The 14203-nt window shown below is 74.4% G+C and carries 14 protein-coding genes and 1 pseudogene; 9 read left to right on the forward strand and 6 right to left on the reverse strand.

Annotated elements, in window-relative coordinates:
- Positions 1-103: 103 nt before the first annotated feature.
- From ACLQ22_RS05160 to ACLQ22_RS05170, 3 genes are all read right to left on the reverse strand, one after another.
- Positions 104-1294, reverse strand: coding sequence for a hypothetical protein (locus tag ACLQ22_RS05160; RefSeq protein ID WP_425691283.1), 1191 nt, complete (start codon positions 1292-1294; stop codon positions 104-106).
- Entirely contained in the window at positions 1287-1841 is a 555-nt protein-coding gene (locus ACLQ22_RS05165; RefSeq protein ID WP_425691475.1) for a SigE family RNA polymerase sigma factor, read from the reverse strand. Before ACLQ22_RS05165 ends, ACLQ22_RS05160 begins: the two co-directional genes overlap by 8 nt.
- Positions 1842-2035: 194 nt before the next feature.
- On the reverse strand, positions 2036-2965 hold the full coding sequence (locus ACLQ22_RS05170) for a hypothetical protein (protein ID WP_425691284.1): 930 nt from the start codon (positions 2963-2965) through the stop codon (positions 2036-2038).
- Positions 2966-3189: 224 nt separating this feature from the next.
- Between ACLQ22_RS05170 and ACLQ22_RS05175 the strand changes: the two genes are divergently transcribed.
- Positions 3190-3780: an NADH-quinone oxidoreductase subunit B gene (locus ACLQ22_RS05175; RefSeq protein ID WP_132231313.1), complete on the forward strand. Its 591-nt coding sequence runs from the start codon at positions 3190-3192 to the stop codon at positions 3778-3780.
- Positions 3781-3839: 59 nt separating this feature from the next.
- The gene (locus ACLQ22_RS05180) at positions 3840-5156 is read left to right on the forward strand and encodes a DUF2252 domain-containing protein (RefSeq protein WP_425691285.1); all 1317 of its coding nucleotides are present in this window, start codon (positions 3840-3842) and stop codon (positions 5154-5156) included.
- A gap of 7 nt (positions 5157-5163) precedes the next feature.
- Here ACLQ22_RS05180 and ACLQ22_RS05185 read toward each other — a convergent pair whose 3' ends face one another.
- On the reverse strand, positions 5164-6210 hold the full coding sequence (locus ACLQ22_RS05185) for a glucose 1-dehydrogenase (RefSeq protein ID WP_425691286.1): 1047 nt from the start codon (positions 6208-6210) through the stop codon (positions 5164-5166).
- A 225-nt stretch (positions 6211-6435) separates the two neighbouring features.
- Between ACLQ22_RS05185 and ACLQ22_RS05190 the strand changes: the two are divergent.
- Positions 6436-7032, forward strand: a pseudogene (locus tag ACLQ22_RS05190) (NADH-quinone oxidoreductase subunit C); the annotation flags it as partial.
- Positions 7033-7355: 323 nt separating this feature from the next.
- The gene (locus ACLQ22_RS05195) at positions 7356-8318 is read left to right on the forward strand and encodes a complex I subunit 1/NuoH family protein (RefSeq protein ID WP_357883232.1); all 963 of its coding nucleotides are present in this window, start codon (positions 7356-7358) and stop codon (positions 8316-8318) included.
- 9 nt (positions 8319-8327) lie between these two features.
- On the opposite strand, the gene ACLQ22_RS05200 is transcribed toward ACLQ22_RS05195, so the two are convergent.
- Entirely contained in the window at positions 8328-9347 is a 1020-nt protein-coding gene (locus ACLQ22_RS05200) for a glutathione S-transferase family protein (protein WP_425691476.1), read from the reverse strand.
- A 222-nt stretch (positions 9348-9569) separates the two neighbouring features.
- Between ACLQ22_RS05200 and ACLQ22_RS05205 the strand changes: the two genes are divergently transcribed.
- Positions 9570-10004 (forward strand): ester cyclase, encoded by a 435-nt coding sequence (locus ACLQ22_RS05205; RefSeq protein WP_425691287.1) that lies wholly within the window; start codon positions 9570-9572, stop codon positions 10002-10004.
- Here ACLQ22_RS05205 and ACLQ22_RS05210 read toward each other — a convergent pair.
- On the reverse strand, positions 9985-10557 hold the full coding sequence (locus tag ACLQ22_RS05210; protein ID WP_425691288.1) for a Uma2 family endonuclease: 573 nt from the start codon (positions 10555-10557) through the stop codon (positions 9985-9987). The two genes, ACLQ22_RS05205 and ACLQ22_RS05210, sit on opposite strands and share 20 nt — an antisense overlap.
- A gap of 94 nt (positions 10558-10651) precedes the next feature.
- On the opposite strand from ACLQ22_RS05210, the gene ACLQ22_RS05215 reads away from it, so the two are divergent.
- Genes ACLQ22_RS05215 through ACLQ22_RS05230 form a run of 4 tightly spaced genes read left to right on the forward strand, consistent with a single transcriptional unit; the run spans position 10652 to position 14149 of the window.
- Positions 10652-11278, forward strand: coding sequence for a NuoI/complex I 23 kDa subunit family protein (locus tag ACLQ22_RS05215; protein WP_334607456.1), 627 nt, complete (start codon positions 10652-10654; stop codon positions 11276-11278).
- Positions 11275-11889: an NADH-quinone oxidoreductase subunit J family protein gene (locus tag ACLQ22_RS05220; protein WP_425691289.1), complete on the forward strand. Its 615-nt coding sequence runs from the start codon at positions 11275-11277 to the stop codon at positions 11887-11889. The genes ACLQ22_RS05215 and ACLQ22_RS05220 overlap by 4 nt, the downstream gene beginning before the upstream one ends.
- On the forward strand, positions 11886-12209 hold the full coding sequence (nuoK, locus tag ACLQ22_RS05225) for an NADH-quinone oxidoreductase subunit NuoK (RefSeq protein ID WP_425691290.1): 324 nt from the start codon (positions 11886-11888) through the stop codon (positions 12207-12209). The genes ACLQ22_RS05220 and nuoK overlap by 4 nt, the downstream gene beginning before the upstream one ends.
- Entirely contained in the window at positions 12206-14149 is a 1944-nt protein-coding gene (locus tag ACLQ22_RS05230) for an NADH-quinone oxidoreductase subunit L (RefSeq protein WP_425691291.1), read from the forward strand. Before nuoK ends, ACLQ22_RS05230 begins: the two co-directional genes overlap by 4 nt.
- Positions 14150-14203: the final 54 nt, after the last annotated feature.

The following is a 14203-nucleotide window of genomic DNA, read 5'->3' on the forward strand; positions in this document are numbered from 1 at the left end:
TTTTTCGTTTGTTTTTTTTTTTTTTTTGTCTGGTTGGTTTTTTTTCACTCTTCTTTGTTGGTGGGGGGGGCGCCCCCGCGGGGGGGGGCCCCCCGCCGCCGGATCACCTGTCCACGCGGACGTCGACCTGGTTGTCCCCCGGGGTCAGGTCCGGCCAGTAGCGGTGGTCGGTGCCGTAGTGGACCAGCCAGACCGACGGATCCGCGTCGAGGCCCTCCGGCCCGAGGCGGAAGCGGAAGGTCCAGCTCCGGCGCTCCCCGGCCGGCACCCCCTCGGTGAGGCACGACGGCCACTCCGGCTGTTCGCGGGCCGGCTCGCACCGGTCCCAGTCGCCGCCGTCGGGCGTGCCGAAGGCCTCCATGTGTCGGAAGGCGACGCGGTCCGCGTCCAGGGGTCCCCGGTTGGTCACGGTCAACGTCACCGTGCCCTGCCGCCGGCCGCGCTCGTCCGCCGGTCCGAGGACGAACGGCCCGGCGGAGATCGCGAGGTCCGTGAGGCGGGAGTCCCGGCCCCAGGTGGTCGGACCGCCGGTCTGGGCGAACCGCTCGCCGTCCCAGCCGTACGTCCGCCACTGCTGTCGCGCCCAGTACGCCGGGATGCTGCAACAGGGCTGTATGTCGGCGACCTGGACGCGGACCTTCCCGTCGGCCACGGCGACGGCGCGGACGTCCTCGAAGCCGCCGTCACCCTTCTCGTGCGTCCGGGCCACCCGCCCCAGCGTGACGATCCGCCCGGCGGCGTCCCGGTCGAAGGTGACCACCTGCTTCGCCGACGCCTCGCCGATGCGGCAGCCGAGCAGGGCCAGCGTCTCGGTGGCACCGTCGGCGTCGACGTCGCCGTGCGTGACGCTGATCAGGTACGGCCGGTCCACCTCCGTCGTGGTGGCCGGCAGCAGGGTGATCCGCGTCGTGTCGGCGCAGTTGCGGCCGGCCCAGGCCGGCAGATCGAGCGCGGCGGCGCGCAGCTGCCGCTCGGTGATCCGGCCGTCCGGCGCGGTCGGTGCCGACGGTGACCGCGACGCGTCGGGCGAGGGCTCGGGCGACGGGGACCAGGTCGGGCCGGCCGTCGGCGTGGCCGCCGGCGGTCCCGGCGGCGGCGGGGTCTCCCGCAGCGCCGCGACGGCGGCGATCGGGGTCACCACCAGCGCGACGGCGAGCGCCCCGGTCGCGACGGTGGCGCGGCGGCGACGCCGCAGCGTACGCCGGGCCGCGTCCGGGCCCGGACCGTCGATCCGGTCCGTCACGTCTCCGCGGTACGCGGCGAAGCGCGCCCGCAGCGGGTCCTGCTCAGGCATGACCGACTCCCTCCGGGTTCTCGTCGAGCAGGGTGGCCAGGACGGCACGGCCCCGGTGCAGCCACGACTTGACCGTTCCCTCGGCCACCCCCTCCTGGACGGCGATCTGGGCGACGGACATGTCGGCGAGATAGTGCAGGACGACGGCCCGGCGGTGTTTCTCGGGCAGCGCCGCGAGCGCCCTGTCGATGGCCACCCGGTCCGGCGTCGGGCCCGGCACCTGCGTCTCCACCCGCCGCTGCCGCAGCAGGTGGCTGCGGGCGGTACGTAGCCGACGCCACCGGCTGCGGGCGAGGTTCCAGGCCACCCGCCGGATCCAGGCCACCGGGTCGTCGTAGCGGACCAGCCGGTCCCACCGGGCGAGCGCCCGGCAGAACGCCTCCTGGGCCAGGTCCTGGGCCTGGCCCAGGTCTCCGGTGTACGCGCAGAGCTGCGCGGTCACGCTACGGAAGTGCGCGTGGTAGAAGTCGTCGAAGGTGATCGCCGCCCCGCTCCCGCCGGCCGGCGCGTCGACCGTCGGAGGTGGTTCGTTGGCGCGGGCCCCCATCGTCACTGTCACTGTCCCTCCCCGTTCGAGCCACCGTGGGTGTCTGGCGGCGGTAACACTCCACCGGGCCGTGGCCGGTTGCGGCCCGCGCGGTCGTGGATCCGACGGCGGGCGGCCACCGACGGGTCGAGCGGGAAACGGCTCGCGGCCGTGGGGTTCACCCACGGCCGCGCGTCCGCCTGATTCGTGGTTCGTCAGCCGGCGGCGCTGACGGTGAACGCGGCGGTGTTGTCGGCCGGGTCGACGTCGACCAGTTCGTTGTTCCAGCCGAACATCGCGTACAGCCGCACCGAGCCCGTGCCCAGGTCGCCCGGGGTGACCTCGGCGGGCGCGCGGAGCAGCAGCGAGACCGAGCGCTCCTCACCCGGCATGAACCGCCCGCCCGGCACCGAGCAGGTGCCGGTGCAGACGTCCACCGGCTCGATGCCGGCGACGTGCACCCCGGCCGGCAGCGTCGGGTCCAGCGAGTACCCGTCGTGCGCGGCGTCGCCCGCGACCCGCACGGTCACCGGCAGCCGGCCCAGCCAGCTGCCGTCCCCCTGCCGGGCGAGGACGGCCGCCGGCCCGACCGTCAGCGACGCGTCGGTCCGCGTGTCCCAGACGTACGGCCGTGGGTGGCGCAGCGAACCGGAGGTGGAACGGAACAGGGTGTCGAACGCCCGGCTGTCGTTGGCCGGGTTCGCGTCCCCGGTCTCCACCGTCACCCGGCCGCCGGGGGTGGACATGGCGTGGGCCTGCGGGGTGGTCAGCACCTGGAATTCGATCGTGAACCGACGCTGCTCACCGGGTTGCAGGGCGTCACCCGGGACCGTGCAGTGGACGTTCCGCAGCGGCTGCTCGCGACCGTACGCGCAGGGTGCCGACGGGGTCATGCCCGTGTTGGAACCCGGCACCGGCTCGGTCACGGTCAGGTTGAGGTACGCCGGCTGCTCCCCTCGGTAGTCGACGGTCACCGGCAGGCTGCCGACGTACCCCCGGTCGGTCGGGTTGAGCACCAGCCGGCCGACCGACACCGACGTGTCGGCCGGCGCGGCGGCCTGCGCGGCGGGCGCCGCCATGCCGAGCAGGGCGAGCCCCGCGCCCAGGACGCCGGCAGCGAGCCGGCGGGCGATGGTACGTGCCATGTGCGTGTCCTCCAGATCCCCGTGGTTCCGCCCGCGGCCTTCGCGCCGGCGGGCGGTGTCACGGGTAGGACACCCCTCACCGCCGGGAGCGGTTGCGACCGATGAACATGAACCGGTGTCGCTCACCCGACAGCGCTGCGCCCGGGGCGGCGCGGACCGAGCGACCGGCCGGCGTCGACGGCGGCTGTGGTTGACTGGTGGCGGTGCTCGGGAAGGGGGCGGTCGTGCAGGTGCCGGGAGTGCTCGGTGAGCCGATCCGGTTCGTGCTGAACTGGGGCCGCCGCTACTCGCTCTGGGTCTTCAACTTCGGCCTGGCCTGCTGCGCGATCGAGTTCATCGCCACCAGCATGGGCCGGCACGACTTCATGCGCCTCGGCGTGATCCCGTTCGCGCACGGGCCCCGGCAGGCCGACCTCATGGTCGTCTCCGGGACGGTCACCGACAAGATGGCCCCCGCGATCAAGCGGCTCTACGACCAGATGCCCGAGCCGAAGTACGTCATCTCGTTCGGCGCGTGCTCCAACTGCGGCGGCCCCTACTGGGATTCGTACTCGGTGACCAAGGGCGTCGACCAGCTCATCCCGGTCGACGTCTACGTGCCCGGCTGCCCGCCCCGGCCCGAGGCGCTGCTGCACGGCATCCTGCGCCTCCAGGAGAAGATCGCCGCCGAGCAGTCCGGGATCGGCGGCGTGCCCCGGCCGGACGCGCTCGCCCCGCCGGTCGACGCCCCGCCGGCCGACGCCGGCTCCACCGGCGTGCTCCCGCGCTCGGCGGAGTCGCTGACCGCCCCGCCGGTCCGCCCGCCCACCCCCTGAGCCGTACCGTCCGGTCGGACGAGGGCACCGGTTGGCCGGCGGGGGCTAGCCTGCGCACCATGAACCACTCCGCCGACCAGCGTTCCGCCCACATCGTCGACGTGCTCACCGAGGAGTTCGGCGCGTCGATGGCTCTCGACCCGGCCGCCTTCCGGCGCAAGTTCCGCAAGATGGCCGCGTCGCCGTTCGCCTTCTACCGGGGCAGCGCCTCGCTCTTCTACGCCGACCAGGTCGGCGACTTCGCCGACGACCGGTTCCTCGACGACCGGACCAGCCGGGTGTGGATCCACGGCGACCTGCACGCGGAGAACTTCGGCACGTACATGAACGCGTCCGGGCAGCTCGTGTTCAACGTCAACGACTTCGACGAGGCGTACGTGGGGCCGTTCAGCTGGGACCTGAAGCGGCTGGCCGCCAGCGTGGCGCTGCTCGGCTACGCCAAGGCGCTCTCGGACCGGGCGATCAGCGACCTGGTCGCCGGCTTCGCGGGGTCGTACCTGACCGAGCTGCGCGCCATCGCCGCCGGTGGCGACGACGCGATCGGCTCGATCACCCTGGACAACGCCGACGGCGTGCTCCGCCGGGTGCTCCAGCAGGCGCGGCTCAACACCCGGGTCGACCTGCTCGCCACGCAGACCACCATCGACAACTACGAGCGCCGGTTCTCGCTGGGCGACGGCGTCTACGAGATCGACGCCGAGACCCGGGAGCGGGTCTGCGCCGCGTTCGAGAACTACCTCGGCACGCTGCCCGCCTCCTCCGCCCAGTTCCGTCCCGTCGCCACGCACATCAAGGACGTGGTGCTGCGCAAGGGGGTGGGCATCGGCTCGGCCGGGCTGCCGTCGTACAACCTGCTGCTGGAGGGGCACACCCAGGCGCTGGAGAACGACGTCGTCATCTACATGAAGCAGGCCCAGGTGCCGGCGGTGGCCCGGCACATCGCCGACGAGACGGTCGCGGGCTACTTCCAGCACCAGGGGCACCGCACCGCCGAGTCGCAGCGCGCACTCCAGGCGCACGCCGACCCGTGGCTGGGCTTCACCGAGCTGGACGGTGCCGGCCAGCTCGTCGCCGAGGTCTCCCCGTACGCGGCCGACCTCGACTGGGCCGACGTGAACGAGCCGGAGGAGCTGGCCGGCGTGCTGGCCGACCTGGGCCGGGCGGTCGCCCGGATGCACTCGGTGGCCGACGACGAGTCCAGCCACGACCTGGTCGACTACTCCACCGAGGAGGCGATCGTCGCGGCGGTGGACGCCGACGAGGCGGGCTTCGTGGCGCACCTGGTCGGCTTCGCCCACGCGTACGGCGTCCGCGCCCGGCAGGACCACCAGCTCTTCGTCGACCTGTTCCGCAACGGCCGGCTGCCCGGCCTCTGAGCGAGAGTCAGGAGCCGAACTCCAGCACCACCTTGATGTCGTCCGGCTCGGAGGTGTACGCCTCGGCGTACGCCTCCACCGGCACCCGGCGGGTGATCAGCGAGTCGAGCCACGACCGGTCGGCGCGGGCCAGCGCCGCGGCGGCGAGGTCCCAGTGCCGGCGGTTGGCGTTCACCGAGCCGAACACCACGTTGTTCTCCAGCACGAGCGCGCGGTTGAGCGCCCCGGCGTCGAGGTCGATGGTCCGCCCGCCGCTGGAGACGCCGGTCAGGCAGACGATGCCGGTCGGCGCGGCCCTGTACATCACGTCGAGGACGACGACCGGCGCCCCGGTGCACTCCAGCACCACGTCGGGCTCGAAGTCCAGCTCGCCGACGGGCACGGTGTGGTAGGTCGCCCCGAGCGCCCGGACCAGGTCCGGCTTCGGCCCGGTGGTGTTGCGGTCCAGGACGTGCACGGCGAGCCCGCGCTGCGTGGCCAGCAGCGCGGCCAGCAGGCCGATCGGCCCGGCCCCGGTGACCAGTACGGTCTGCGGCTGCCACTCGGCGCGGGCACCGATGCGCTCGATGTGCTCCCACGCCTTTGCCACCACGCTGGTCGGCTCCAGCAGCATGCCGACCGGGGCGAGGGCCCGGTCCAGCCCCACGGCGAACCGGGGCTGCAGCCGCCAGCGGTCCCGGGCGAAGCCGGGCAGGGCCTTGATGCCGTGCTCGGTGAACCGACCGTTGCGGCACATGTCCCACTCGCCGACCGCGCAGTTCGGGCAGGGCACCGGGTCGGGGTGCCGGACGACGCCCGCCACCAGGTCGCCGGGTTGCAGCGTGCCCGACGGGTCCTCCAGCACCCGGCCCAGCGACTCGTGCCCCAGCACCAGCCGGTCCGCGCCGGGCGGCGGCTCGCCGTACTCGCCGGCGATGATCTCGTGGTCGGTGCCGCAGATCCCCACCGCCAGTGCCTCGACCAGGATCGCGCCCTCCTCGGGCGGCGGCTCCGGATGATCGTCGACCAGCCGCAGGGAGTCGGCGACACCCGGTTTGACAGTCACAGCGCGCACGACCTCATCCTTCCCCGCCGCCCGTCCCCCCGCCGCCAAAGCCCCAGATCCGCCCGACCTCCCCGCCCCGGCGATCATGCAGTTGTGGTGGGGGACGGAGGTCGCGTACCGGGCTGAACCGGGCACCACGACTGCATGATCGAACGGGTGGCGAGGGTGGGTGGCGGAAGCCGGCGGGGCGTTCGGTTGGGTGGGGGGCGCGGGGCAGCACCTAGGATCAGCGGCATGACTCCGGAAGAGGTCGGGCAGCGGATGGTGGCGCTGCTCGCGCCCGCCGAGGTGACCGCGTCGGTCTCCGGCGGCCAGGCGCACGCCCGCGCCACCGTCGACGTACCGCCGGCGAACTGGCCGGACGCGCTCCGCGCGGCCCGCGACGACGCCGAGCTGGCCTGCGACTACTTCGACTGGCTCTCCGCCGTCGACGAGCTCGCCGGCGGCTTCGACGTGGTGGCGCACCTCTGGTCCACCACCCGCCGGCACGGGCTGCTGCTGCGCACCCGGGTGCCCCGGGAGGCCCCGGCGGTCGCCTCGGTGGTCGACGTCTACCCAGGTGCCGCATGGCACGAGCGGGAGACGCACGAGATGTTCGGCATCGACTTTCCCGGCCACGCCGGGCTGGCGCCGCTGCTGCTGCCGCCCGAGTTCGAGGGGCACCCGCTGCGCAAGGAGTTCGTGCTCGCCTCCCGGGTGGCGAAGCCCTGGCCGGGCGCGAAGGAACCGGGCGAGTCCGAGGCCGGCGGCGGGCGTCGGCCGATCCGCCCGCCGGGCGTACCCGCGCCGGGGGAGTGGGGGACGACGCCGACACCTGCCGGCGCGGGCGGGGTCGGGGAGGGGCCGCGCGGCGGCACTCCGGCCCGCCCGGCCCGGGAGCGGCCCGCCCGGCCGGCCCCGGGGGCCCGCCCACCCCGTACCGCCCGGCCCGCCGCCACCGCCGACGGCCCGGCACCGGCCGATCCGGCGGCCACCGGGCCCGCCGATCCGGCGGCCACCGGGCCCGCCGACCCGGCGGCCGGCCGGCCCGCCGACGCCGCTCCGCCGCCCGCCGCGCCCGGCGGCCGGCCGGCCCGCTCCGACCCGGCGGACCGGCCCGCGCCGGAGGGGCCGGCCGCGTCGGAGGGTTCCGGCGACGACGGAGGTACGCCCTGATGCCACTGTGGTTGGAGCTGGTCATCCGGGTGGGGGGCGTGCTCGTCGCCTTCCTCACCCTGCCGCTGCTGGTCGGGCAGGCCGAGCACAAGGTGATGGCGCACATGCAGGGTCGGCTCGGCCCGATGTACGCGGGCGGCTTCCACGGCTGGGCCCAGCTCGTCGCCGACGGCGTGAAGTTCGTGCAGAAGGAGGACGTCACGCCCCGGGAGGCGGACCGGGCGGTCTTCCGGCTCGCCCCGGCGGTCGCCCTCGTGCCCTACCTGCTGGTCCTGCTGGTGATCCCGCTCGGCCCGGACGACCTGGTCGGGCAGCCGCTGGACATCGGCCTGTTCTTCGTGCTGGCCGTCGTGGGCGTGGGCGTCGTGGCGGTGCTGATGTCGGCGTGGGCGTCGGCCAACAAGTACAGCCTCCTCGGCGGCCTGCGCGGGGCGGCCCAGCTGCTCGGCTACGAGCTGCCGCTGGTCCTGGCCGCCGCGTCGGTGGCGATGGCGGCCGGCACGCTCAGCCTCTCCGGCATCGTCGAGGCGTGGCAGCCGTGGTGGCTGCTCTGGCAGGCCCCCGCCATGGTCGTCTTCTTCCTCGCCGGGCTCGCGGAGATCCGCCGCCCGCCGTTCGACATGCCGGTCGCCGACTCGGAGCTGGTCTTCGGCTACATGACGGAGTACACGGGCCTGCGGTTCGCGTTCTTCCTGCTCGCCGAGTACGTCGGCATCGTGGTGATCGCCGCGCTCACCACCGTGCTCTTCCTCGGCGGCTGGCAGGGCCCGTTCGCCGACGCGCAGCTCGGCTGGCTGTGGACCCTGCTGAAGGTCTTCGCCGTCTCGTTCCTGATCATCTGGCTCCGGGTGTCCTACCCCCGCCTGCGCGAGGACCAGCTCCAGCGCCTCTGCTGGCTGGTCCTGGTCCCCGTCTCCCTGGGCCAGCTGGTCCTCACCGCCGCCGTCCGCGTCGCGCTGTAGGGAGCGCGGTCAGCGCAGCGGGGTGTGGGCGGGGTCGACGCGCTCGGCGGGCGGGGGCGGCGGGGGCGGGGTGCCGTCGCCGAAGGGACGGCCGCCGAGGGCCTCCCGGCCGTGCGGGGTCAGCCAGTTCGCCAGGTCGGGGCCGAGCGGCACGATCCCGGTCGGGTTGATGTCGCGGTGCACCTCGTAGTAGTGCCGCTTGATGTGGTCGAAGTCGATTGTGTCGCCGAAGCCCGGCGTCTGGAACAGGTCCCGGGCGTACGCCCACAGCACCGGCATCTCGGTCAGCTTGCTCCGGTTGCACTTGAAGTGCCCGTGGTAGACCGGGTCGAAGCGGACCAGCGTGGTGAAGAGCCGCACGTCCGCCTCGGTGATGGTGTCCCCGACCAGGTAACGCTGCCCCGCCAGCCGCTCGCCCAACCAGTCCAGCCGGTCGAACAGCCGGTGGTACGCCTTCTCGTACGCCGCCTGGTCGCCGGCGAAGCCGCACCGGTAGACGCCGTTGTTGACGTCCCGGAACAGCAGCGCGCTCACCTCGTCGATCTCGTCGCGCAGCCGCTCCGGGTAGAGGTCGGGCGCCCCGTCGCGGTGGTGCGCCGTCCACTCGGTGGAGAGGTCGAGGCTCATCCGCCCGAAGTCGTTGGTGACCACCTGACCGGACGGCACGTCCACGATCGCCGGCACGGTGATGCCCCGCTCGTAGCCGGGGAAGCGGGCGAAGTACGCCTCGGCCAGCCGCTCGATGCCGAGCACCGGGTCGCGCCCGCCCGGGTCGAGGTCGAACGTCCAGCTCCGCTTGTCGTGGGTCGGGCCGGCCACCGCCAGCGAGATCGCGTCCTCCAGCCCGAGCAGCCGCCGGACGATGATCAGCCGGTTCGCCCAGGGGCAGGCGCGGCTGACCGCCAGTCGGTACCGGCCGGGCTCCACCGGCCACCCGTCGCGGGCGTCGGCCGTGATCCGGGTGGCGATGTAGCGCTGGTCCCGGGTGAACTCGCGGCCCGGCTCGACGTACCTGCCGCCCGTCCGCATCAGCACCTCGTCGCCGCCGCTGGCGGTGCCGCCCGCGTGTGCCGCCGCGCCGCCGCCCGCCGCGCCGCCTCCGGTCGTGCCGCCTTCGGTCGTGCCGCCCATGCCCGCCCCTCCGCCGTCGCCCGTCCCTCGTCCCATCATGGCGGCTGCGCCGCCCTCCGGCGCGCCGAGTGCCGACTCCGCCGCCCGAGCTCGGCCCCGGCCGCCGGTTAGGCTGCCGCGATGATCGATGTGGAGGCGGCGGCCCGGCGCTTGATCGCCGACGTGTGGAACGCCCGGCGGGAGGAGTCCGCGTACGAACTGGTCGGGCCGGAGTGCCCGGGGCTCGGCGGGGCCGGCCCGGAGGCGACGCTGGCGTGGCACCGGGAACGCCGCGCGGCCTTCCCCGACCTGCGCTACAAGATCGTGGACGTGGTGGCCGCCGGGGACCGGGTGGCGGTGCACTGGCGGGCGGCCGGCACCCAGGCCGGGCCGTTCGGCCCGGTGCCGCCGACCGGGCAGGTGGTCAGCTACTCGGGGGCGAGCTTCCTGCGCTTCGACGACGCGGGCCGGATCATCGACGTGTGGAGCTGCAACGAGCTGTTCCAGCTCCTCCAGCAGCTCGGCGTCGAGATGCTCCCGCCCGCGGCGGGCGGGATCAGCGCGACCGGGGCGTGATCCTGGCGAGCGGGATGTCGATCTCCCACGGCTCCGGGACGAGGATGCCGTCGGTCATCCGGGCCTGCTCGACGTAGACCCGCTTGGCCGGGTCGAGCTTGTGGGCGTGCACGACGATCCCCGACTCGGTCTCGATCCGCCAGAAGTAGGGGATGTCCGCCTCGGCGTAGAGCGCGGGCTTGAGCACCCGGTCGATGCTCCGCGACCCCTCGGAGACGATCTCGACCACCAGCATCACCTCCTGGGGCCGGTAGTGCGAGGGGTTGCGCGAGGCCGCGTCCAGCTCCGTGACCAGCACGTCGGGGATGAAGGCCCGGGTGCGGGAGAGCCGCACCTCGACGCCCTGCGTGACGTCGAGGTCGGCGGGGCAGCTCTCCTGAAGAGCCGCACCGAGCATCAGTGCGATGGACTGGTGGAGTCGCGTGGGGAAGGGCGACATGATGAGGGTTCCGTCCAGGAGTTCGGGGCGGCGGCCGTCGTCGGGCAGGCGGTCGAGGTCGTCGACCGTCCAGCCGCCCGGCGGCGAATGGTCGCCCCGCAGCACGGCGGTCATGGCGAGCCCTTTCCGGTGCGTCGTTCTTCCCCGCCTCACGGTACCGCCGGCAGACCCCGGGTGGTGGTCGCGCGCGCCGCGGCCACAGGGCAGGATGGTCGGCATGACCGACCGCAGCGAGCGCAGCGAGCCGGGCGGCGCCGGCGGAGACCGTGGCCTGCCGGGCGCGGGCCTGGTGAAGGGGCTCGCGGTCACGTTGAAGACGATGACGCGCCGCTCGACCACCCAGCAGTACCCGGACGTCGCCCCCGAGCTGCCGCCCCGCTCGCGCGGGGTGATCGCGCTGCTGGAGGAGAACTGCACGGTCTGCATGCTCTGCGCCCGGGAGTGTCCGGACTGGTGCATCTACATCGACTCGCACAAGGAGGAGGTGGCGGTGCCCGGCGCCGCCCGTCCCCGCCAGCGCAACGTGCTCGACAAGTTCGACATCGACTTCTCGCTCTGCATGTACTGCGGCATCTGCGTGGAGGTCTGCCCCTTCGACGCCCTCTACTGGTCGCCGGAGTTCGAATACTCCGAGTACGACATCAAGGACCTGCTGCACGACAAGGACCACCTCGGGCAGTGGATGGGCACCGTGCCGCCGCCGCCCGCGCACGACCCGAACGGTGAGCCGGCGAAGGAGGAGACCGCCGCCGCGCGCAAGGCCGCAGTCCCGGCCGCGCCCGCCGCCCGTCCCGCCGCTCCGCCCGTACGCCCCGAGCCCGAGGCCGGCGCATGACCGGTGCGGACGTGCTGCTGCTCGCCCTCGGCGCGCTGGCGGTCGGTTCGGGGGTGCTGGTGGTGGCGACGCGGCACCTGGTCCGGGCCGGCCTCTACCTGGTGCTCTGCCTCGGCGCGCTGGCCGGGATGTACCTGGTGCTCACCGCCGAGCTGGTGGCCTGGGTGCAGGTGCTGATCTACGTCGGCGCGGTGGTGGTGCTGCTGCTCTTCGCGGTGATGCTCACCCGCGCACCGATCGGCGCCTCCGACGACCTGGACCGGCCCGGCTGGGCGGCGGCGCTGGTCGGCGGCGGCACCGGGCTCGGGCTGGCCGCACTGCTGGTCGACGCGTACCGGTGGACGGCCGTGGAACTGCCCGAGGCGGGCACCGCGGAACGCCTGGGCGACCAGATCTTCCGCAGCTGGGTGCTCCCCTTCGAGGTGCTCTCGGTGCTGCTGCTGTCCGCCCTGGTGGGCGCGATTGTGATCTCCCGCCCCGACATCGGCCGGCCGAGGACCAGTGGGCCGGGGACCGACGGGTCCCCCCGCACCGGCGGCCCGGGCGCCGGACGGTCGGGCGCGGCCGTCGCCGACGGAGGCCCGAACGACGACGGCGGGCGGTCGCGGTGAGACCCGTCATCCCGTACGTCACCGCCGCGCTGCTGTTCGGCCTCGGCGTCTACGGCGTGCTGCGCCGGCGCAACGCGGTGCTGGTGCTGATGGCCGTCGAGCTGATGCTCAACGCGGTCAACCTGATCCTGGTCACCGCCGACACCACCGTGCGCGCGCAACTGCCGCACGGCGGGCAGGTCTTCGCGCTCTTCGTGATCGTGCTGGCCGCCGCCGAGATCGGGGTCGGCCTGGCGATCGTGCTCCAGCTCTACCGGCTGCGGACCACCGTCGCCGTCGACGAGGTGCCGCTGACCGAGCGCCCGGAGGTGGAACGGTGAGCACGACCACCCTGCTCGGCGCGCTGCTGCCGGCCGTACCGCTGGTGGCGGGTCTGCTCGGCCTTCTGCTGCCGCCGGCCCCGCGCGACGCCGACGGGTCCCGGACCGGCGGGGACCGGGCCCGGCGGGTGGCGATCGCGCTCGGCGTGGCCGGGGCCGCCGGTGCGCTGGCGCTCGCCGTCGCCCTGCTGGTCACCCTCGACCGGCCCGCCGAGGCGTCCACCACCTGGGTGGACCTGGGCGGGCTGACGGTGAGCCTCGGGGTGCGGCTGGACGGTGCTGCCGCGCTGGTCGCCGTCGCGGTGGCCGCGGTGGCGCTGGCCGTGCAGGTCTACTCGGTCGGCTACCTGCGCCGGGGCCCGCACGACGACGTCGACACCGACCACCGCTACCCGCCGTACGCGGCGCAGATCAGCCTCTTCACCGCCGCCATGCTGCTGGTGGTGGTCGCCGGCGACCTGATCCTGCTGCTGGTCGGCTGGGAGGTGATGGGCATCTGCTCCTACCTGCTCATCGCCCACGACCGCCGGCTGCCCGAGGCGCCGGCCGCCGCGATGAAGGCGTTCCTGGTGACCCGGGTCGGTGACGTCGGCTTCCTGCTCGGCATCGCGCTGCTCGGCGTCTCGGCCGGCAGCTTCCGGGTCGCCGACGTGCTCGCCCACGACCACGCCACCGGGACGCTGACGGCCGCCTGCCTGCTGCTGCTCGCCGGGGTGGCCGGCAAGAGCGCCCAGTTCCCGCTGCACACCTGGCTGCCGGACGCGATGGCCGGCCCGACGCCGATCTCGGCGCTGATCCACGCCGCCACGATGGTCGCCGCCGGCGTGTACGCGGTGACCCGGCTCTACCCGCTGTTCGAGGCGACCCCCGTGGCGCTGGCCGTGCTCGGCGTGATGGCCTCGGTGACCCTGCTGCTCGGCGCGTTCGCCGCCACCGCCCAGGACGACCTCAAGCGGGTGCTGGCCTGGTCGACGGTCTCGCAGATCGGCTACATGACGGGCGCGCTCGCGGTCGGCTCGCCGCCGGCCGCGCTGTTCCACCTGCTCACCCACGCCGCCTTCAAGGCGCTGCTCTTCCTCGCCGCCGGCGCGGTGATCCACGCGGTGGGCACCACGCTGATGTCCCGGATGGGCGGGCTGCGCCGGGGCATGCCGGTCACCTTCTGGTGCACGGTCGTCGGGCTGGGCGCCCTGGCGGGGGTGCCGCCGCTGTCGGGCTTCTGGAGCAAGGACGGCGTGCTGACCGTCGCCCAAGAGGCCGCCCTGCACGGGTCCGGCCCGGCCCCGGCCTGGGTCGGCTGGCTGGTCTGGCTGGCCGGGCTGGTCGGCGTCGCGGTCACCGCCTGGTACGCCACCCGCCTGCTGCTGCGCACCTTCCTCGGCGAGGCGCGGATGCCGCTGGCCCACCCGCACGACCCGCCCGCCGTGATGCGCTGGCCGCTGCTGCTGCTCGCCGTGCCGGCCGCCCTGCTCGGCCTCGCCGGCTTCGACTGGGCCTTCGCCCGCCGGCTGCTGCTCGCGCCAACCGCGGGCGAGCCGGGCGAGCGACTCCTGGTCCACGTCGGCCCGGAACTGCTGCTGCCGCTGGCGCTGCTGGCCGCCGGGGCGGGGCTCGCCTGGCTGCGCTGGCGGCGGGACCCGGCCGCCGATCCGGCGACCGCGCTGGGTCCGCTGCGGCCGGTCTTCGCCGCCGCGTTCCGGCTCGACGACGCCCAGCGTGCCCTGGTCGTACGCCCGACGAAGGCGCTGGCGCGCGCGACGCGTACCGCCGACGAGGTGGTGGTGGACGGCGCGGTCGAGGGCAGCGGCCGGGCCGCGCTCGGCCTCGGCGGCGGTCTGGCGGCGCTGCACCGCGCGGCGCTGCCGCGCGCGGCGGTCGGCGTGCTGGCCGGGGCGCTGCTGATCGGCCTGGCGGCCGTCATGATCGGAGTTGTGCCGTGAGCGCGAGGAGTGAGTCGGGTTTGCGAGCCCCGCAGTCGCGAACCGAGGTGGCGG

The sequence above is a fragment of the Micromonospora sp. DT178 genome (genome assembly GCF_049841695.1).
Lineage (GTDB): Bacteria > Actinomycetota > Actinomycetes > Mycobacteriales > Micromonosporaceae > Micromonospora.